Consider the following 22,276-nt stretch of genomic DNA (forward strand, 5'->3'; position numbering starts at 1 on the left):
CCTCAGAATGTGGCGCTTGGCACTGAAACCAGCAAGAAAACAGGAAAAACTGCACTGACTAGGCGTAACCTTTCTCACCATTCAAGATATGAATATTTATAGGCGAGCTTCTATACCGCGGGTAAGCCATAATTAAGCCTGTGGGTGCGCCGCTAGGGGCGTACCTCAAGGAACACATTCATAGACCGGCACTAATTCACCGCTCACCGCAGCCTATTGCGGCGCATGAGCAGGGAACCCTTGACGCTTTCCTGCAGGATTATTGAGGGTCAAACGTATAAGAGGACACTCTCATGGAGAAGAATTTCATCCTGAACCGTCGTACCGTTCTCGGTGGCGCTGCAGCACTGGGTACCGTGGGCGTACTGGCTGCGTGCGGCTCGTCCAAGGACTCCAAGGCAACCACCAAGGGTGCAACCGTGGGCACCGATGCCAAGGAGCTTTATGACCTTGGTGAGGCTGCTGTATCTGAGCTGAAGGATGGCGGCACTCTGCGCCTGGCTGTTCCGGGTATTGGTCCGGACTTCAACCTTTTCAGCGCGGACGGCAACTCCCTGTACACCCAGACCGCTATGAGCCCCGTGGCTTACGCAGGCCTGTGGCAGGGTGACCCCCTGGGTAAGCGCACTCTGGCTCCCGAGTTTGCGAAGAGCTTCGATGTCGCCGAAGAAAACGGTCTGCCCGTCGTCTCCATTGAGCTGAACCCCCAGGCTAAGTTCAACGACGGTACCCCCATCGACTACAAGGCTCTGCAGGCTACCTGGAACATCCTCAAGAGCACCGATGGTGACTACAAGATCGGAAGCAGCGGCATCTACAGCAGCATTGCTTCCGTGGAGCGCGACGGTGATGACTTCAAGGTGAAGGTAACTTTCTCCGCACCTTACTACCCGCTGAATACCCTCTTTGCTGGCATTGTGCACCCGGCTCTGCTGGACAAGGAACTCTTCAACACTGGTTTCGTTGACAAGCCGCACCCCGAGTACTGGGTTGGCCCCTTCACCATTGCTGAAGGTGGTTGGAACTCGACCGAGAAGACCCTGACCCTGACCCGCAACGACAAGTGGTGGGGCGAGAAGCCCGTTCTGGAGCGCATTGTCTTCCGTCAGATGGATCCCGCTGCTGAGCGCGCGGCATTCAAGAACGATGAGCTTGATGCGATTGGTGCTACCACCGCTTCCGCATACAAGGAGCTCAAGGACGTTGCTAACATCGAGATCCGCCGAGGCTCTCGCCTGTTCTCCGGTGGCGTGACCATGAACCCCGCCCGCATGCAGGATGTTGCTCTGCGCCGCGCTGTGGTTACTGGTCTGAACCGTGAGGCTCTCGCCAAGGTTCGTTTCCAGGGCCTGGATTACGAAGAGAAGCTTCCCAACTCGATGATTCACATGCCCTTCAACGAGTACTACCAGGACACCTACCCGACCCCGAACAACGATGCTGCTGCTGCATCCAAGATTCTGGAAGATGCAGGCTACACCAAGAACGGTGAGTTCTACGAAAAGGACGGCAAGCAGGCTGCCTTCAAGTTCTCCATCTTCGGTGAGGATCCCACCTCCAAGGCTGTCGGTCAGACCCTGGTTCAGCAGCTGAAGTCCGTAGGTATTAATGCTGAGCTCGACTCCCGTGCTGTTAGCGAGTTCAACAAGACCATGGCCTCCAAGGACTACGACGCAACCTCCTCCGGTTTTGCTCCGAGCTCCCCGGATGCTACCGAGGCTACCGAGCAGTTCTACATGCGTCGTAAGCCCGAGGAAGCCGGTTCCGATGAGATCAATGAGATGATTGCAAAGATGAAGCTCATTGCTGACGACAAGGCACGCAACCTGGCTTGCAACGAGATCGAGAAGAAGCACCTGGCTGAGTTCGCAGTGCTGATTCCGCTCATCAACGGTCCCGAGTACAAGTTTGTCAAGAAGGGTCTGCGCAACTACGGCGTGTCCCTCTTCCAGGGCACCGGCATTCACTGGGAGAAGGTTGGTTGGGCTAAGTAAGTCCTTGTCCCTTCACCTGCTAGGTGAATAGCCTAGAGCTATATGAAAGTGTCCACCCGGATTATCCGGGTGGACACTTTTTGCATTTCTGGAGGGGGCTTTGGGTGCTTTTGTGTACCTATGTGGGGGAGTGGTGGTATAGCTATCCGATAAAATCCCAAAAATTTGCGCAAAAACAGGGTATTCGTAGTATGAATATTCAAAAGACACGATAAATATTAAGAAATATTGTAAAAATACTTGGTTTTCGATCCTGAGGCGCGCTACAGTGGAGTTATACAAAGTTATGCAGTACTCTGTATAAATAATCATTACTTCGGGGATACGGGATACGCCCGCCCGCACAAGACAGAAGGAAACCACTCCCATGACCGCCAAGACCGCATACACCGCGAGCAGCCACGAAGCGACCAAGAACAGCTTCAGCCGCCGCGCCCTCATCGGCGGCACCGCGGCTCTGGGAGCTGTGGGTCTGCTCAGCGCCTGCGGCAACGGCAGCGCAAGCTCTGAAAAGACCAAGGCCGCCGGTGCCGGTGCCAATATCGAAGACCTCTACAATATCAACGCTCAGGACGTGAACAGCCTGAAGAAGGGCGGCACCCTGCGCCTGCCCGCCGGATCCATCGGCCCGAACTTTAACTTCTACACCCAGAGCGGTAACACCAGCGATAACGTCAACGTTATGAGCACCATCAGCCAGGCGGGCCTGTGGAACCTCGACTTTGATGGCACTTACAAGCTAAATACCGACTTCGCTGTCTCCTTCGAGCACAGCAAGAAGGACGACAAGATTCAGGTTGCCGTCAAGCTCAACCCCAAGGCTGTCTTCAACGATGGCACCCCCATCACCTACAAGGCGCTCCAGTCCACCTGGAACATCTTCAAGAGCCTGGATAACGGCTACAACATTGTCACCAGCGGCATCTACGAATTCGTCGAATCCGTAGAAAAGGGCGAAGACGACTACAGCGCAACCGTCACCTTCTCCAAGCCCTTCTACCCGCTGCAGAGCCTCTTCTCTGAGATTCTGCACCCCGCACTGGAAGACGTCGAGCTCTTCAACAACGGCTTCGTGGATGCGCCCCACCCCGAGTACTGGGCTGGCCCCTTCACCCTGGCGGATAAGGGCTGGGACTCCACCGCGAAGACCTTCAGTGTTGTACCCAATGACAAGTGGTGGGGCACCAAGCCCCTGCTGGACAAGATCGTCTTTACCCAGATGGAGTCCAGCGCTGCACGTGCCGCGTTCAAGAACGATGAAATTGACGCTATCGGTGCAAGCACCTCCTCCACCTATGCCGAGGTGAAGAATATTGCGGGTACCGAACTGCGTAAGGGCACCCGCCTCTACGCCGGAGGCCTGGATATTAACCCCCGCCGCGTCAAGGATGCTGCCCTGCGTAAGGCAATCTTCGTCGGTACCAACCGTGAAGCACTGGCAAATATTCAGTTCCAGGGTCTGCCCTATGAGGAGGCTATTCCCGGTTCGATGATTCACATGCCCTTCTCGCCCTACTATCAGGATTCTTACCCGACCCCGAATAACAGCGTTTCGGAGGCGCAGAAGATTCTGGAGGCCGCCGGCTATACCAAGAACGGCGACTACTACGAGAAGGACGGCACGAAGGCTGGCTGTGCAGTGGTGGTCTTCGGTGACGATCCGACCAACAAGGGTAAGGCTCAGACCTTCACCCAGCAGATGAAGGATGTCGGCATTGAGATCCGGATCAATCAACACGCCGATAGTGAGTTCGCCACCATTTTGGGCAACTGGGACTACGATATTTCCTTCAGTGGCTACTCGGTCTCTGCTGACGCGACCGAGAGTACCAAGCAGTTCTACTACTCCGAGAACAACGAAGGTATCGGCAGCAAGGAAATCGATGCCCTCATCGACGCCATGACCCTCATTGAGGATGACAAGGAACGTAACCTCGCCTGCAACGAGATTGAGAAGAAGCACATGGCGGAGTTCGCCTTCCTGGGCACCATTACGAACGGTCCTGACTTTGTGATGGTCAAGAAGACTCTGGCTAACTACGGTCCGCGCCTGTACAAGTCGATGGACTGGGCTGCTGTGGGTTGGATGAACTCCTAAACGGTTCTGCCCTATGAGCGGGTCGAATGTGTATGCACACATTCGGCCCGCTTTGCTGTGCCCGCTGGCTATTTCTGGGGGTGGGGGAGGGGTGTTGCGCGAAGGGTGATGGGGTCGTGCCGATATGGATTTAGGCCGGCTGCCTTAGGGTCGGGCGTAATAATTGAGAAATATTTATCGTGTTGCGCACCTGTAGTGATGTGTGTGGTGTACACTACTAAAAATATTAAATGTGGCTTAGAACATAGCTTTAGGTCACATTATTTTGCATGGCTTGACCTGCCCGCCCATCACCGCAGATAGCAGGCGCTCCTACAGGCGGAAACCCCGCCTCCAGAGCATGCGAGCCACCCACTCTACACTGCAAACACTGCATCAGCGCAGTCCACACCCACAAGGAGCCCATCATGAGCCCCCACCCCATCCCCTCCCTCTCCGGATTCAACCCGATCATGAGCCGCCGCGTACTGTTCGGCGGCGCAACCGCCGTCGCTGCTGCCGGCGTACTGAGCGCTTGTGGCTCCTCATCCTCCAAGACTGAGCACAAGGCAAGCGAAACCCCGTTCTATGAAATCAACGAGCAGGATGCCTCGAAGCTCAAGCAGGGCGGTACCCTGAACCTGAGCACTTACTCCCTTGGTCCGGACTTCAACCGCTTCTCCCAGAACGGCTCGAGCACCTCCGTCTCCGAAACCATGGGCATTATCGCCGGTGCCGGCATCTGGCGCAGCACCTTCAAGGGCGAAGATGAGCTCGACCCCAACTACTGCCTCGGCTTCGAAGCTAAGGAAGTAGACGGCAAGATCACCGCAGAGGTTCGCCTGAACCCCAAGGCAGTCTTCAACGATGGCACCCCCATCGACATCGACGCTCTCAAGGCAACCTGGCAGATTCAGCGTGACCCCGAGGGCGCGTACAAGATTGGCGCTGCAGGTATCTACGAGTTCATCGAAAGCGTTGAAGCTATCGATGGCGACCGCTACCACGCACGCGTTGTCCTCAAGACCGCCCACAACCCCGTCAAGGGTCTGCTCTTCGGCGGAATCCTGCACCCGGCAATGCTCGACGTCACCCTCTTCAATGAAGGCTTCGTGGACAACCCCCACCCCGAGCTCGGTTGCGGCCCCTTCACCCTGGCACCCAACGGCTGGAATTCCTCCGAGAAGACCTTCACTGCTGTGCCCAACGACAAGTGGTGGGGTGAGAAGCCCAAGCTGGACCGCATCGTCGTGCGTGAAATGGCAGACGCCGCAGCTCGCGCCGCCTACAAGAACGGCGAACTGGACGTCGTGGAATCACGTACCCTCAGCGCCTACAACGAGATGAAGGACGTTGCGAACTCTGAAATCCGCCGCGGTCGCCGCCTCTTCGCCGGTGGTATGAACCTGAACGCACAGCACATCACCGATGTTGCTGTCCGTAAGGCAATCTTCCTGGGTATCGACCGTGGTGCTCTGGCAAAGATTCGCTTCCAGGGTCTGCCTTACGAAGAGGAAGTTCCCGGCTCGATGCTTCTGTTGGGTTACTCCCAGTACTACCGCGACAACTACCCGGCACGTAACCCGGAGGAAGCACGCAAGGTCCTGGAGAAGGCAGGCTACACCAAGTCCGGCGACTTCTACGCGAAGGACGGCAAGACCATCACCCTGAAGCTGACCACCTTTGGTGATGACGCCACCACCAAGGGCCAGGCACAGACCTTCATTCAGAGCATGAAGGAAATCGGCATTAACTTCGAGCTCGATTCGCGTGCACAGTCTGAATTCTCGAAGGTTGTTGGTAACCGTGAGTACGACGTAAGCATTTCGGGCTTTGGCGTAGGCTCCGAGCCGACCAGTGCAGCCGAGTACTTCTACCACTCCAAGAACTGGGACGGCGTCGGCACCCCCGAAATTGACGCTATGGTCGACGAGATGGTCACCATCCTCGATGACGCTAAGCGCGCCGAGAAGTGCAACGAAATTGAGAAGAAGCACATGAGCGAGGTTTGCCTCTTCATCCCCTTCCTCAATGGCCCGGACTTCAAGGCATGCCGCCCGAAGCTCGCTAACTACGGTGCGTTCCTCTTCAAGAGCCTCGACTGGTCTACCGTCGGCTGGATGGCATAAGCCGCAGTTTTAAGCTCCCCGCCCCTATACGTTTTCGCAGTGTCGTATAGGGGTGGGGAGCTTTTTCTTGTGGAGGGTTCAGTGCGCTTTAGTTGCCCCGACGCTGTGCTTGTAACTTGTAACGACTCTCAAAGTACCGGGTGTGACGCGCTCGCGCGCCAATGCTACATAATATTTCATTTTTTAGTTTTCGCACGCGGCTTCCGCATGATGATGCGGTTTCAGGCGCTGAACCCGTGATTTTTAGACGGTGTATAGTTCTTCCACGGATTGGACTGTGGTCTGCGTCGCTTCTTTTGGGGGTATACTGTGTTTCAACCACAAACAATGTGGGGGCTCTCACAAAGGTGATGGGCGGGAGCTTCGGCGCTCCCGAAAAATCAGCGCACAACACGGTGCGCTTATCGAATAGCACCCGAGCCCTCCGGCATGAGGAGAATACATGACTCATCTACGTATTAATCGCCGTACCCTGCTGACCGGCACCGTTGCCCTGGGTACCGTCGGCCTGCTCGCTGCATGCGGCGGCGGCTCTGACAAGAAGATCAGCGGTAAGGCTGCATCAAGCACCGAGGAAATCGTCAAGAACCTCGAAATCAACAAGCAGGACCGCTCCTCCCTCAAGCAGGGTGGCGAGTTCCGCGGTAGCGTCTCCGCAGTCGGCCCGAACTTCAACATTCTGACTCAGAGCGGCTACACCACCGAGAACCTCACCGCATTCGGTGGCGCCTGCAACATCCCCTCCGCTATCGGCTTCACCTCCCTAAGCCCTGCTGGCGAATACAGCCTCAACGACGACTATGTCAGCGACTACAAGGCAGAGACCGTTGGCGGCGTGCAGACCATCACCTTCAAGCTCAACTCTAAGGCTGTCTTCAATGACGGCACCCCCGTTGACGTTGAGGCAATCCGCGCCGCGTGGACCGTCTACCGCAACCCTGATGACGGCTACAACGTTATCGCCGCTCCCTTCTGGCAGCAGGTAGCATCCATCGACCCCGTGGATGGCGACAAGACCCGCGTCAAGATCGTCATGTCCAAGCCCCTGTACCCCGCTGAGACCCTCGGCCTGCTCGGTCTGCACCCCGCACTGACCGACAAGGAGCTCTTCAATAACGGCTTCGTGAACAAACCCATGGATCAGTACTGGTCCGGCCCCTTCAAGATTGGCGAGTGGAACTCTTCGGCTAAGACCCTCACCCTCGTGCCCAACGACAAGTGGTGGGGCGAGAAGCCTCTGCTGGATCGCATCATCTGGCGCGAAATGGGCGACGAAGCAGAGCGCGCAGCGTTCAAGAATGGCGAGCTGGACAGCATCGGCTTTGCTGGCCTGGCAACCTACAACGCTGTCAAGGGTCAGCCCGGTGTCCAGATTCGTACCGGCCAGAGCCTCGGCGTCATCAACCTGCAGTTCAACCCGACCCGCGTGACCGACACCGCTCTGCGCCGTGCAGTCTTCGCAGCGGTTGACCGCTCTCAGCTGGCTAAGGTCAAGTTCGGCCAGATCAACTGGGAAGAGCCCCTGACCGGCTCCCTGATCGCTATGCCCTTCCAGAAGGGCTACCAGGACGCTATGCCTTCTAACCCCGGCCCCGAGGCTGCGGCAAAGATCCTGGAAGCAGCAGGCTACTCCAAGAATGGCGACTACTACGCCAAGGACGGCAAGACTGCAGGCTTCTCCATCACCTACTTCGGTTCGGATGCAACCTCCCTGGCTCAGTTCCAGAACCTCGAGCAGCAGCTCAAGGCAGCAGGTATTAAGCTTGAGCAGGATAACCAGCCGCAGTCCCAGTTCAACTCCGTGATGGGCTCTAAGCAGTACGACTGCGCCTTCTCCGGCTGGGGTATTGGTGCTGACCCCGCAGACAGTGTTCAGTACTTCTACACCAGCGAAATCAACGAGGGTGTAGGCGATCCTGAACTGGATAAGTTCATCGCGTCCATTTACGAGAAGGAATCTCACGAGGAGCAGTTGAAGATGGCTGCTGAGGCTGAGAAGCAGCACATGGAGAAGGTCGCTATTTACTTCCCCTACGCTAACGGCCCCAGCTACGCAGCTGTGAAGGAGAAGCTGGCTAACTACGGTCCTTCCCTCTTCGCAACCAGTTACACCGACCCCAAGCGCTGGACCAATGTGGGTTGGCAGAACTAAAGCCACACGTTAATTTTCTGGATTCCTATTCGGTAGTTTCTGAATTTTTGGAGGCGCCGGCATAAGACTCCGGAAGGGTAAAGTCCCGCGGTATTCCGCCTCAGAGGCGGGATGCTGCGGGACTTTTCTGCGTTTTTGATGGGTGGTTATTGTGGTGGGGCAGTTTCGGGGATTGGCTGAAATATTTTCCCTGAAACGGTGAACTAGGTCATAGTGCATGGGAAATGTGTGTATACTATTGCCAATGCAAAATGTGCGTGCTGTCACAAAGGTGTGCGGGTTGTGTTCCCCCGCGTACAAAAATTCAGCATCCCACCTAACTGAGGAAAACTAATGACCACTTTCACCCTCAACCGTCGTACCCTGCTCACCGGCACCGTTGCCCTGGGTACCGTCGGCCTGCTCGCAGCCTGCGGCGGCAACTCCTCCAAGAACGAAACCAGCGCTCTCTCCGCCGGCGACGACCTCTCCAAGGCAGTCTCCTACAACGAGAAGGACCGCTCCGCCCTCAAGGACAGCGGCGAGCTGCGACTGAGCGCAGACGGCATTGGCCCGAACTTCAACATCCTCAACACCAACGGCTACACCGCCGGTAACCTGAACATTCAGGCGGCAATCAACTCCGCCTTCACCGGCGGCTTCTATGCTGACTTCCGCGGCGAGTCGCACATGAACGAGGACTACGTCACCGAATACAAGGCGCAGACCGTTGACGGTGTGCAGACCGTGACCTTCAAGATCAACCCGAAGGCAGTCTTCAACGACGGTACCCCCATCGACGTGAACGCCGTCAAGAGCTACCAGACCATCTACACCGCCGCGGCATCCGGTTCGGACTACCAGATTACCCCCTCGCCCATCTGGGAACAGGTCGCAAGCGTCGAGGCAGTGGACGGCGATACCCGCCACGTGAAGGTCACCATGTCCAAGCCCTGGTACCCCATCGAAGGCAGCTTCACCTCGTTCCTGCACCCGGCATTCGCCGATCCCAAATTCTTCAACGACGGCCTGAACGACAAGCCCCTCGACCAGTACTGGGCAGGCCCCTTCAAGGTCGGCGAGTGGAACTCCTCCTCCAAGGTGCTCACCGTCGTCCGCAACGAGAAGTGGTGGGGCCAGAAGCCCGCTCTTGAGCGCATCACCTGGCGTGAAATGAGCTCCCAGGCAGAGCAGGCAGCTTACAAGAATGGCGAAATCGACTACGTGGACGCCAGCACCCTCAGCTCCTATAACGAGCTCTCCGGCGTGGCAAACACCGACATCCGCAAGGGTAGCGCTCTCAGTGTGGGCAACTACGAAATCAACCCGGAAAAGGTGCCCCTGCCCGTCCGCCGCGCATTCGTTGCAGCCCTCAACCGTGAGCAGCTGCAGAAGCTGCGCTACGAGAAGCTCGGCTGGAAGGAAACCCTGCCCGGCTCCATGTGCATGCTGCCCATGCAGGAAGGCTACCAGGACAACTACCCGACCAAGCTTGGCAAGGACGTCGCCACCAAGATCCTTGAGGACGCAGGCTACACCAAGTCCGGTGACTACTACACCAAGGACGGCGCTAAGGTCTCCTACCCGGTCATCACCTTCGGTAGCGACCCGGTTGTCAGCTCCACCGCGCAGTTCCTCGTCCAGCAGATGAAGGAAATCGGCGTTGAACTGACCATCGAGAACCACGGTGCCTCTGAAATGTCGAGCATCATCTCCTCGAAGAACTTCGCGATTAAGACCGGTGGCTACGGCATCACCACCTCCCCGGTGGATGCGGCGAACTACTTCTACATCTCCGAGACCAACAACGGTCACGGTAAGGATCTGGACTCGCTGGCAGCAACCATGATGTCCACCGAGGACCCGAAGGAACAGCTCAAGATCATGAACGAGCTGGAGAAGCGCCACCTGGACGAGGTCGCCATCTACGTGCCCACCCACAACGGCCCGAACTTCAAGGCGTGCCGTAAGGGCCTGGCGAACTACGGCCCCATGCTCTTCGGCCTGCCCTACTACAACCCGAACGTATGGATCAACGTCGGTTGGGAGAAGCAAAACTAAGCGTTGAGCACCGCTCACACACTCCATAAGGGGTAAAAGCGCTACAGCGGCGTGTTACAAAAGGATTAAAACCTTCTGTAGCACGCCGCTTTCCCGTTCCTAAGAGAGTCGCACGGATATACTTAAAACAAATGTGGGCATTCTGCCCGCAACCCCGGCAGAGACTGTCCTCCCGCCGGGTTGGAGTGTGGGTTACGCACCGTTCGCGTACCGCCTCCACAACACTGCGAATACTCTAGGAGAAATTCCATGAAGAGCATGTCTGTCTCTCGCCGTACCCTCCTGACCGGCACCGTTGCCCTCGGCACCGTTGGTCTACTGGCTGCCTGCGGCAGCTCGAAGGAAAAGGTTGGCGGTAGTGCCGCTAACAACGCTGAAGATATTCTGAAGAACCTTCAGGTCAACAAGCAGGACCGTTCCTCTCTCAAGCAGGGTGGCACCCTGACCCTCGCGGCTACCGCCCTGGGCCCGAACTTCAACCTGCAGACCCAGAGCGGCTACACCTCCAGCAACCTGGACGCTCTGGCACCCTGCAACATCGCTGCTGTCATGGGCTTCTACACCATGAGCCCCGAAGGCGAAGGCACCCTCAACCCCGAGTTCTGCACCGAGCACAAGACCGAGACCGTCGATGGCGTGCAGACCGCGACCTTCAAGATCAACCCCAAGGCTGCCTTCAACGACGGCACCCCCATGGACGTGAACGCTGTTCGCGCCGTGTGGAAGGTCTACCGCGCAACCACCGACAACCCCTACCACATCACCGACAACACCATGTGGCAGCAGGTTGAGAGCATCGAGGCTGTGGACGGCGACAACTTCCACGTCAAGGTCACCATGAAGGCTCCGTATTACCCCTCCGAGGGTCTGTGCGCCTTCGCAATCCACCCCGCACTGGAAGACGTCAACCTCTTCAACGAAGGCTTCGTTGACAAGCCCCTCGACCAGTACTGGGCTGGCCCCTTCAAGGTTGGCGAGTGGAACTCCTCCCAGAAGGTTCTCACCCTGGTCAAGAACGACAAGTGGTGGGGCGAGAAGCCGGTGCTGGACCGCATCATCTGGCGTCAGATGGACTCCGAAGCAATCCGTGCAAGCTTCAAGAACGGCGAACTGGACGCCTTCACCTTCGTGGGCGCAACCAGCTACAACGCTGTGAAGGGCCAGGCAGGCACCGAGATTCGCCAGAGCCAGAACACCAACGTCAACATCATTCAGCTGAACCCCAAGCGCATCGAGGACCTGGCACTGCGCCGCGCAATCCTTGCTTCTGTGGACCGCGAGCAGATCGCTAAGGCATACTTCTCGCAGCTCGGCTGGACCGAGCCGCTGCCCGGCTCCATCATCGCAATGCCGTTCCAGAAGGGCTACCAGAACAACTACGCTGGTGACACCGGTGCACAGGCAGCTGGCAAGATTCTGGAGGCCGCAGGCTACTCCAAGTCCGGCGACTACTACGCTAAGAACGGCAAGGTTGCTGGCTTCGCTCTGACCTCTTTCGGTTCCGAGGCGGTCTACCAGGCGGTCTACCAGATTCTGGAGCAGCAGCTGAAGTCCGCAGGTATCCGCCTGAGCGCTGACAACCAGCCGCAGTCGAACTCCAACTCCGTGCTCGGCCAAAAGAGCTACGAAGCAATCTTCACCGGTTGGGGCGTTCTGCCCGACCTGGCTTCCTCGGCACCCTACTTCTTCACCACCGAGGTGTTCGGAGTCGGTGACCCCGAAGTTGATAAGCTCATCGAGAAGCTGCAGAACACCGAGAAGGAAGACGAGCGCATCAAGATCGCTAACGAGGCGGAGAAGCTCTACTACGAGAAGGTCGCAGTGTACCTGCCCTACGCAAACGGCCCGATGTACGCCGCTGTCAAGGCTAAGGTTGCGAACTACGGTCCGTCCCTGTTCAAGCAGAGCTACACCAGCGCTGACTACTGGGTCAACGTTGGCTGGCAGGAGTAGTACCGCTTGCGGTAACGCTCTAGTCGTCCTGTAGGACTCGAAATCCCGGGTACTCTCACGAGAGAGTGCCCGGGATTTTTCTGTCCCGCTTGTTCTGCGTCCTTTAGCTGGATACATTAGCGGGATATGTAATTACAAAAACTAGGGGAGCGCCACTCTAACTGGCTGCTACCACTCGCCCAGGTACAGGGCACGCTCCTGCAGGTACCTCAGCATCTTCGGGTTCTGCCGCAGATAGAAGATGCGGTAAACGCCGCCTCCAGCAACGATAAACGCCAGCGGGAAACCCAAAATCACGAGCACACGGCTCATATTGGCGGACAGGTCAAAAGGATCACCGCTGGTTGCCACCAGCACAATCCACAGAGAATATCCAGCGCAAGCTATCGGGGTACCCCACATTCCGCGCACCAGCCAGCTCACCAGCGTCACCGCAATGACCCACGCGAGTGCCAACGTGAACTGATGCCGCTCCGCGTGAGCCCAGGGGAGAGCCCCCACGAAGATAATTGCGGGGATGCCGAGGTAACCGGGGATATTCAGTGAGGCAAGAATGTTTACGCAAAAGTAGCCCAGGAAAATAGCGCTCAACGACGAAGACAGGAACAGGTGCAGGGGTATCGTGCCGTCGCCGCTATAGGCTGCGGTGGGGCCCGCATACACGGTGTCAAACATGAGGGTCAGCGGAGTCATCATGTACTCGATCCAAACGACCAGCGCAAAAGCACCGAAAATACCCAGAGCCTGCATCAGCGCAATTAACCGTGAACGCGCATCCCGAGGAATGGTGAAGCTCTGGCCCTTCGCCTTGACTCCGCAGACATGAACGACAGCCACCATCGCCGCGATGCACAGTACCCAGCGCAAGAGGACGCCCGGCAGCTCAGGAAGACCGCCGTAAGCCCCCGTGGCGGGGTTACCCCAGGCTCCGGGGAGCAGCGTAATAGCGTGAGCACCCTCGGGGAGGCTGGTAGAGGAAGCAAGCCGGTGCGGCTCGTAGATAACCCACCACAGAAGGCAGGCTGGAATCAGCGCGGAGAGCTTACGCAGCAGAACCGGGAACGGCGGGGAATCGTAGACGAGCGCCTCAAGATTGAGCCGGCGCATCAGCCGTCGAACAGGAGAAAGAGCATGCAACTCTTTTTGCTGCTCTTCCCACACCCCGGTATCCCATGTCCTAGTATCAGAAGACATCATCGTACTCCCTATCACGTGAGAACTTCCTTGTTGAGCTTATTATCACATTAGCAGAAATACCCCCCCGGCCAGTGCCTAAACCCCAGCAAACCTCTGCCCAGCAAACCCCGGCCCAAAGACTCAGCACATCAGGAAGCAGGGCATAAGGGAAAGGGAGCATAAGGAAAGGGGCCCCACCACAATGGTGGGGCCCCTTAGAGCCTCAGAAAGCGAACTACTTAGTGGTCACCTTCAGGACGGTGCTCAGGTTCTGGTGAGCAACGCCCGGCAGGCCCTTCACCTCAGCAAACTTGCGGGTGTTGGTGACAATCACCGGGGTAATCAGCGGGTAACCCGCCTCCTTGATAACCTCGGGATCGAACTCAATCAGAGTGTCGCCGGCGGCAACAACATCGCCCTTGGCAACCTTCACGCTGAAGCCCTTACCGTCAAGGTTCACGGTATCCAGACCAACGTGAATCAGCAGCTCAATGCCGTTCTCCAGCTTCAGGCCCACAGCGTGGCCCGAGGGGTAGGTTGCGGCAACCTTACCGGCTGCGGGAGCAGCAACAGTGGTACCGGTCGGCTCAATCGCCACACCCTCGCCCAGCTTGCCAGCCGCGAAAATCGGGTCCGGAACATCGGCCAGAGCAACGGCGGTACCCTCAATCGGGGCGTGCAGCTCAATGACCTCACCGGCTGCAGCGGGAGCCGCGGCGGCAGCAGCCGGAGCAGCCTTAGCAGCAACAGCCTCAGCCTTGGGAGCGGCCTCAGCATCCTCAGCCTTACGCTCCGCAGCGTGCCTTACAGCGTCAGCCTTCGACTCGTAACCGAACAGCAGAACACCGGTCATAGCGCCGAAGAACGCAATAGCCAGACCAATCACGTACAGGTACGAGGGCTGCATAGCCGGAATCGACAGCAGCGAAGTGAACGCGAACGCGTAGGACTTAACGCCCAGGAAGGAAATGGTAGCACCACCAATAACAGCGGGAACCAGAATAATCGGAATCACGCGCTTGTAACGCAGTACCACACCGTACATCGACGGCTCAGAAATACCACCGAGCAGACCGGACATCGACGCACCGATAGCAGTCTGACGCAGCTCACGGTCATGCTTCGCACGGATAGCCACACCGGTGACCAGACCGAACACAGCGAAGTTGTACGCACCCATCGGGGACTGAATGAAGTCAGTACCCATGGTCTGCAGGTTGTTAATCATGACAGCGTTCAGCGGCCAGTGCAGACCCAGCGGAACCATGAACAGGTACAGGCCAGCAATCAGAGCACCAACCAGAGCCGGAGCAACATCGTTAATCATCTTCAGGAAGTCAGAGATGCCCATAGCCACACCGATACCGATGGGGCCAACCAGGAACGCGGTCACCGGAACCAGAATCATGACCGAAATCATCGGCACGAACACCATCTGCAGCATCGAAGGAATAACCTTCTTCAGGAAGCGCTCAAGCGGAGCCAGCAAAGCAACAGCCAGCAGCGGGGGGAAGACCTGACCGGTGTAGCTGAACGCGTACAGCGGCAGATCCAGACCGAAGAACGGAACGTTCAGAATCTTGGTGGCGGGGTCAGCCAGAGCAGTCAGATCGGTGAAAGTACCGGTCATCAGTGCAGCGGGGATAGCCGCACCAACCCACATGTTCGCGCCCAGACGCTTAGCAGCGGTAGCACCCAGCATAATGGGCATGAAGTTCAGAACCGACAGCGAAGCAGCCTTCAGGATGTACCAGAAAGCGAACTGGTGCATCCACTGGTTGTTCAGAGCGGTAGCGGCTTCCTTATCAGCCACGCGAGCACCGTTAATGATGTCGATGTTCACGCTCTGACCGGTCAAGTCAGTGTACTGGCCGAAGAAACCCAACTGCTGCAGGAACACGATCAGGGTCAGAATCATCGAGGTACCCAGCAGTGCCCACAGCAGAGGACGGAAGGAGTCAGACAGGACGTCGAAGACGTTGGTGATCCAGCCAGCCTTCTTGCCCTCAGCCTCAACCTTGGTGTCACCCTCAGCGTGGCCGGACATAGAAGGCAGAGCGTTGATCTCGTTGTACACAGCCTCAACGCGCTCGCCCAGCACCACCTGAGTCTGGCCGGACTGCTCAATCACAGAGAGAACGCCGGGCAGGCCCTCAATCTTCTTGTTCTGCACTGCATCGTTAGACACAGGAGTGACACGAAGGCGGGTTGCACAGTGAGTAATGTGCGCGATGTTCTCGGGGCCACCCAGGCCGTCAAGAATCTTCTCGCCAAGTTCGCGGTTATTCACGATACTTCCTTAGATATGCGGTCAATGTCTATGCGGTTGTTGCCGGAGGCTGTGCCTACCTGACGTTGCGGTGGCCGAAAAAGCCCCGGAAAACACGTCCAGAAAACACAAAAGACCCGAGTCTCTCGACCACCGGAAGCACTACACTCGTGCCCACTATGGAGCTTCGGTACAGCAAATAGAGGGGATTCTCGGCAGATATATGCTGCCGTCCCATACGGTGTTGAGTAACTCAGGTCTTGCCTGCCAAACCAGTAACAACCCTGAAGAAGGTTTCCCTTCTCAAATAGTTCCCTGTAACTCTAAGGGTTTTCCCAAGTTAAGAGCAAGGTGAGAGGCAAAAGCTATCAGAAGCTGTTAAATGTTTCACCCAAGTAATAGATGGGACACACCATCGGCAGTGCTATTAGGAGTGCCCAGGCTGGCTCCGGAATACTCCGGCACGCCCCAGACCGGGCGCCCTTGAAGATGCGGAAGGACCCCGCATCCACAGGATACGGGGCCCACACGCTACCGAAGCAGCTACCTTTCCGACTAACTACTTAGCCGGGAAGAAATTCAGCGGAGCAACCTCCAGCTCAGGGTAATTACGCTTCTGCCAACGGCGATTACGATGCGCATTCACCTCAATCAGCGCGGCACCCAGAGCACCGGCGCCCAGAGCCGTCCACAGCAGATGCGGAAGCACAGTAACGAACTGGTGGTACTCCACCAGAATCGGCACGAACAGCGCCGCGAAGAACACCGCCAGCAATGCACCAAACAGCAGAACACGAGCACGGTTGAACGGACGAGCCACCGCAGCCAAGTTCCACAGACCCATCATCACCAGGGTAATGAACGAAGCCGTCTGAACCTGACGGATATCCTCAACACCCATGCCGCGAGCCGTGAACGTCACCGCCAACAGCATCGCAACTACAATAATCGAGTTCGGAACCGTGTAATTCAGCACGCGGCGCAAGAAGCCCGGCACGTAACGGCGCGAATTCGGCAGCAGAGTCAACGCGAAGGACGACGCACCCACAATCAAGAAGTCCGCAGTCGAGTACTGACGCGGCAAGAACGGGAAGGTCAAACCGAAGAGGCTGAACAGAACACCCAGAAGAATCGCGAAACCAGTCTTCGTCAAGAACAGGTTAGCCACCATCTCAATGTTCGTAATGACCTGACGGCCCTGCTCCAGCGCAGCCGGCAGGGACGAGAACTTACCGTCCAGAAGAACCAGACGAGAAACAGCCTTCGTCGCCGGAGCAGCGTTACCCATCGCAATACCCAAGCTTGCATGCTTAAGCGCCAGAGCATCGTTAATGCCGTCACCGGTCATCGCCACCACATGGCCGCGCTCCTTCAGAGCAATCACCATGTTCTTCTTCTGCTCGGGCGACACACGACCGAAAATATTGTGAGTAGCCGCAGCCTCAGCAAGCTCAGGACCATCCTCAGGCAGAGTCGACGCATCAACCGCACCCGCAGACGTATCCATGCCCGCAGTCTTCGCAGCCGCAGCCACAGTGAACGGGTTATCACCCGAGAAGACCTTCAAAGTCACACCCTGACGATGGAAATACTCCACAATCTCAGGCGCATCCGCTCGCACATTCTCACGGAAAATCACGAACAGAACCGGGGTAGCATCCGACGGGATCTTCTGGATCGGCTCATCCTTCTCGTTGCGAACCACCGCAGAAGCATGCGCCAAAACCATCGTGCGCAGACCCAGCGCCGCCAGCTCGGCGGCACGCTCACGCTCAGCGGTGCCCTTGGCGAGAAGCGCCTCCGGAGCGCCCAGAAGCCACGCGCCCGAATCCTTAAACTCAATCGCGCTAAAACGCAGAGCCGACGAGAACGGCACAATACCGCTCACCGACGCCGACGAAGCATCCGGGAAACCACCGGTCAGAGCTGCAGCGGTCGGGTTCGCGTTCTCATCGTGACCAAACCACGCCAGCGCCTCATTCCAACCGGCAGGCAGAGAACCACGCCAAGAAGTGTGCTCCGCCGAGTTAGCATCCGGGCCCTCAGCCTCAGCAACGGTGTCCAGCGGGCGCACCGAATCAAAAATCACGCCACCCTCAGTCAGGGTGCCGGTCTTATCGAAGCAGACCACATCCACACGAGCCAGAACCTCAACCGCAGGCTGCTCCTGCACCAGGATGTTGTGCTTACGACCCAGCGCCACAGCCGCCGCTGCAAACGCCAGAGTAGTCATCAGCGCCAGACCCTGCGGAATCATCGAAGCAACCGAGGACACCACAGCAATAGAAACCTGCTCCCACAGGTGGTTCTGCTGCACGGTCTCCAGGCCACCAGCAGCCTGAATCTGGCCCCAGGACACCACAGGAATAATGACCGCAAGACCCACCGTAATCCAGCGGACCACACGGTTCAACGCATCACGCAGCTCAGACTGAATACGCGAGAACTGACGCGCCTCATCAGAAATCTTGCTTGCACGAGAATTCGCACCCACGTGAGAGAGCAGGACGCGGCCAGTACCACCCAGCACACTCGACGCCGACAGCACCATATCGCCGGGGCGCTTAGCAATCGGGTCGTTCTCACCGGTCAGCAGGGACTCGTCCAGCTCCAAAGAATCGGAGGTGAGCACAACAGCATCCGCCGGAACCTGATCGCCGCGCTTGAGGATGACAACGTCACCCTCAACCAGCTGCTCCATCGGAACCTCAACGCTTTTGCCGTCACGCACGGCAGTAGCGGGGGAGCGGTCCAGCAGGGAGATGCGGTCCAGCTCAAGCTTCGCCTTGTACTCCTGCACAAAACCAATCACCACGTTAGCGATAACAGCCCCCAGGAAGAGCAGATCAGCCCAACGCTGGTACATGATCACTACGGCACCACAGGCACCCAACACAAAGTTGAAGACCGTGAACAGGTGCGCACGCATAATGCTCCACAGCGTGCGAGAAGACTTATTGTTCTGGGTATTGACCCTACCTTCAGCAGTCAGGCGGGCAACATCATCGCTGCTCAAACCGTGCTGGGCAATATCGAAAGATCCGCTATGCGGTGTTTCAGAATATTCGGGAATGTAGCCGGCAACGGCAGGCGCTGCCGTTTTCTGCTGAGGATCCATGCGGGGGTCTCTTTCTCGAATGGATGGAATGCTGAACTGAATAGAGTTCAGTATTGCGGACACTACCTTTCAGTGTATCCGTGCAGGAGGGGATAAAGATAATCTCCGCCCTGTAATGAACTGATATTTACAGCCATTCCAGAACGGAGATTTAATATATGCGAATACTGGCATATTTTGAGGTGGAAAGTGTTTGCGGGATGGTTCGCTAACGCCCCATAAAATCAGCGCGTCAGCAAACTCAACGCTCCGGCAGAATCAGCGTTCCGGCAGAATCAACAAACGATTCGTCACCGGATGCCTCAACACCTCAATCGGATGCTGATACACCTCAGACAACAACTCCGCCGAACACACCTGCTCAGGGGCACCCGAAGCAACCACCTCACCACCACGCAACAACACCATACGGTCAGAATACGCAGCGGCCACATCCAAGTCATGAAGCACCGTCAACACCGCAGCACCCTCAGCAGCCAACTCGCGGCTCACCCGCAACGTCTGCTCCTGATGCGTAATATCCAACGCCGCAGTCGGCTCATCCAAAAGAATCAGTGGAGTCTGCTGAGCGAACACACGCGCCAAATGCGCACGACCACTCTCACCACCGGACAGAGTCGTAATATCGCGATCCGACAAATGAGTCACCGACGTACGCTCCATCATCGAAGCAACCACGGAGTCATCCTCTTCAGCGCGCTCCGTGCCCTTCCACGGGGTACGGCCCATCTGAACCACCTCATGCACCGTGTACGAAAACGCCACATTCAACTTCTGCAACAGCATCGCACGCTGACGCGCCATCTGACGGGCAGAAATCGAGCCCAAAGGGGTGCCATCCAGCAGAATCTCACCGCTACTGGGGGCAATATCACCAGCAATCACACCCAACAGAGTCGACTTACCGGCACCATTGGGACCAATCAGCGAAACAACCTCGCCCGCAGCAACCGACAGAGACACATCATTCAAAATCTGACGACCACCAGCGTTAAAACACACACCGGACAGGCTCAACAACTCACTCACGAAGCACCTCCGCCCTGACCCAGGGAACGACGCAACAACACGAAGAACGTCGGGCCGCCCACCAAAGCCGTAAAAATACCAATCGGCAAATCAGCAAACGGCACCAGCGTACGCGCACCCAAATCAGACAGCGCAATCAACAGCGCGCCACCCAATGCCGAAGCCGGCAACAACACACGATTCGACGGACCCAAAATCATGCGCAACAGGTGAGGAATAATCAGACCAATAAACGCAATAATGCCCGCATACGCCACCGCAGCACCCGTCAACAAAGCCGTCGCCGCAATAGACACCGCACGCAGACGCTCCACGTTCACGCCCGAATGCTGCGCCGCACGCTCACCCAACGCCAGAACATCCAGCGAAGACGCCATCACAAAACACGCCAGCAAGCCGATCAGAATAACCGGCCACACGCTCGCCACAGCCTTCCACGTGGAGCCGTTCAGCGAACCCATCTGCCAGAACACAATCTGATCGCGGCTCGTCGTATCAGCAATAAACATGAGGAACGCAATAATCGCATTCGCCACCGCAGTCACCGCAATACCCGTCAAAATCATCGACAGGACCTTCGCACGACCCGAAGAACGCGACAGGAAATACACCAGCGCAGTAGCCGCCAACGCACCCACAAACGCGAATGCAGGAGTCGTGAAAATACCGAAGAACTGCAGATTCAAAACAATCGACAAACACGCGCCAACCGCTGCCCCCGAGGAAACACCAATCACGCCCGGCTCAGCCAACGGGTTACCAAACACCGACTGCATCACCGCACCGGAAGTACCCAAAGCGGCACCCACCAGCACGCCCAACAGCACACGCGGGAAACGGATATTCCACAGGGTGCTATCCGCCAGCTGCATCGCCGGGTTCTCCGGCGCAAGACCCAGACGGCGGCCCACAGAAGCAACCACCTGATCAATCGGGATATTGTACTGGCCCAAACCCGCAGACAGCACCATCACAACGCATAGCGCCACTGCCAAAAACGTAAACGTCAGACCGGCACGACGCCGACGCGAAGCACGATAATCCCGCGCACCCGCCGCACTTTTCACGGCAGCCACTACTGGCCCCCCGCAGGAGTCGAGTACGCAGCCTTAGCCAGCGACAAAAGCACCGCCGGAGTATTCGGGCCATAGGACAGAATCTGGCCGTCACCCATATCAATAATGCGCTTATTCTTACCGGCAGTCGTCTCACCCACACCCGGGCGAGCCAAGAAACCATCCAAACCGCCGGTGGACTTAATGCCGCCGCTCATGGTCAGAATGACATCCGGGTTCAGCTTCACCAGCGCCTCACTGGTCGCCGGAATAATATTCGTCGCGTTCTGCTCAGACGCCACATCCCTACCGCCAATAGCCTGAATCAAATCGTCAGCGCCCGAACCCTTGCCGAGCACAAAGAACACGCCAGCGGTACCGCGCACGTACAGGAACGCGAACGACACCTGCTGTGCACCCTTCGGGGCGACGTCCTTGAGCACCTGCAGAGCATAATCCAGGTCCTTCTGCACGCGGGCAGCAACCTGCTCGCCCGCCTCCGGAACACCAAGTGCCTGCGCAACAGCCTTGAGCTGCGGAATGATCTTATCCATACGACGCTCATGATCGAAGACCACCACGGTCACGCCCGCTGCGCGTAGCTGATCCACAATCTCAATCGGGCCGTTGCTCTTATCCCACAGCACCAGGTCCGGGGAGGTCGCCAGAATCGCCTCAGCGTTCAGGTCGTGACCGTTCTGAGTCACCAGCGGCAGATGAGCCAGCGACTGCTCCGTCGAGGAGGTGACACGACCGACCAGACGACCGCCCAGACCCAGCGCAATCATCTGCTGAGCCAGAGTGCCGTACAGGTCCAGTGCCAGCACGCGGTCAGCGGACTTAACGGTCACCTCGGTGCCGTTGAAATCCTTGAACGTCACCGGGAAAGCCGGAGTGGGGGTATCAACCATCGGCTGAATTTCGGGGGTATCTGCGGCACTATTGGGACCGCGCAGAGCCTTCTGATCAGGGGCAATAGAAGAACGCAGCTGATCGGCAAGGTTCTCCAAAACGGTGCGGGTGCTCTGCTCATCTACCACAGCCTGCGAAGTGCTTGAAGAAGCGGCCGGGTTCTGAGTACCCACACCGCAAGAGCTCAGCAGAAAAGCGGAAGTGATGGAGAACGCCGCATACTTCACTGCATCGCGGCGGTTCAGGGCAGAAGAAGAAAGGGAAGAAAACATCGTCGTCTCACAGAAAAAAGGGAGTTAGAAAAACTGGGGTAGGCGCCAGGGTAAAACCTGGCACCTGAAGCGGGGGTGCAGTGAAAATCTGCACCCCCGC

Annotated in this window: 12 protein-coding genes; 6 read left to right on the plus strand and 6 right to left on the minus strand. The window is 57.4% G+C overall.

What is annotated here, in order from left to right:
• Positions 1-293: 293 nt before the first annotated feature.
• The 6 genes from O3675_RS06865 (at position 294) to O3675_RS06890 (ending at position 12,345) form a co-directional block, all read left to right on the plus strand.
• Complete coding sequence (locus tag O3675_RS06865) at positions 294-1,994, plus strand: ABC transporter family substrate-binding protein (RefSeq protein ID WP_303945912.1); 1,701 nt, start codon at positions 294-296, stop codon at positions 1,992-1,994.
• A gap of 367 nt (positions 1,995-2,361) precedes the next feature.
• Positions 2,362-4,092 (plus strand): ABC transporter family substrate-binding protein, encoded by a 1,731-nt coding sequence (locus O3675_RS06870; protein WP_371571698.1) that lies wholly within the window; start codon positions 2,362-2,364, stop codon positions 4,090-4,092.
• A gap of 407 nt (positions 4,093-4,499) precedes the next feature.
• On the plus strand, positions 4,500-6,200 hold the full coding sequence (locus O3675_RS06875; protein ID WP_070685245.1) for an ABC transporter family substrate-binding protein: 1,701 nt from the start codon (positions 4,500-4,502) through the stop codon (positions 6,198-6,200).
• Between the two features lie 442 nt (positions 6,201-6,642).
• Complete coding sequence (locus O3675_RS06880; protein WP_371571700.1) at positions 6,643-8,352, plus strand: ABC transporter family substrate-binding protein; 1,710 nt, start codon at positions 6,643-6,645, stop codon at positions 8,350-8,352.
• Positions 8,353-8,685: 333 nt separating this feature from the next.
• Positions 8,686-10,392 carry an ABC transporter family substrate-binding protein gene (locus O3675_RS06885; protein WP_070505852.1) on the plus strand — a complete coding sequence of 569 codons (1,707 nt, stop codon included), beginning with the start codon at positions 8,686-8,688 and terminating at the stop codon, positions 10,390-10,392.
• 249 nt (positions 10,393-10,641) lie between these two features.
• Complete coding sequence (locus O3675_RS06890; RefSeq protein WP_371571702.1) at positions 10,642-12,345, plus strand: ABC transporter family substrate-binding protein; 1,704 nt, start codon at positions 10,642-10,644, stop codon at positions 12,343-12,345.
• A 168-nt stretch (positions 12,346-12,513) separates the two neighbouring features.
• On the opposite strand, the gene O3675_RS06895 is transcribed toward O3675_RS06890, so the two are convergent.
• The 6 genes from O3675_RS06895 to O3675_RS06920 all read right to left on the minus strand — a co-directional run bounded on the left by O3675_RS06895 (position 12,514) and on the right by O3675_RS06920 (position 22,176).
• Complete coding sequence (locus O3675_RS06895) at positions 12,514-13,542, minus strand: dihydrodipicolinate synthase (protein WP_371571704.1); 1,029 nt, start codon at positions 13,540-13,542, stop codon at positions 12,514-12,516.
• Positions 13,543-13,756: 214 nt separating this feature from the next.
• The gene (locus O3675_RS06900; protein ID WP_371571706.1) at positions 13,757-15,811 is read right to left on the minus strand and encodes a glucose PTS transporter subunit IIA; all 2,055 of its coding nucleotides are present in this window, start codon (positions 15,809-15,811) and stop codon (positions 13,757-13,759) included.
• A gap of 538 nt (positions 15,812-16,349) precedes the next feature.
• On the minus strand, positions 16,350-18,908 hold the full coding sequence (locus O3675_RS06905) for an HAD-IC family P-type ATPase (protein WP_371571708.1): 2,559 nt from the start codon (positions 18,906-18,908) through the stop codon (positions 16,350-16,352).
• 258 nt (positions 18,909-19,166) lie between these two features.
• Positions 19,167-19,937: a heme ABC transporter ATP-binding protein gene (locus O3675_RS06910; protein WP_371571710.1), complete on the minus strand. Its 771-nt coding sequence runs from the start codon at positions 19,935-19,937 to the stop codon at positions 19,167-19,169.
• Positions 19,934-21,013, minus strand: a complete 1,080-nt coding sequence (locus tag O3675_RS06915) for an iron ABC transporter permease (protein ID WP_304274358.1) — start codon at positions 21,011-21,013, stop codon at positions 19,934-19,936. The genes O3675_RS06910 and O3675_RS06915 overlap by 4 nt, the downstream gene beginning before the upstream one ends.
• On the minus strand, positions 21,013-22,176 hold the full coding sequence (locus O3675_RS06920; protein WP_371571712.1) for a hemin ABC transporter substrate-binding protein: 1,164 nt from the start codon (positions 22,174-22,176) through the stop codon (positions 21,013-21,015). The genes O3675_RS06915 and O3675_RS06920 overlap by 1 nt, the downstream gene beginning before the upstream one ends.
• Positions 22,177-22,276: the final 100 nt, after the last annotated feature.

This window comes from Rothia sp. 27098_8_27 (assembly GCF_041432805.1).
Classification (GTDB): domain Bacteria; phylum Actinomycetota; class Actinomycetes; order Actinomycetales; family Micrococcaceae; genus Rothia; species Rothia mucilaginosa.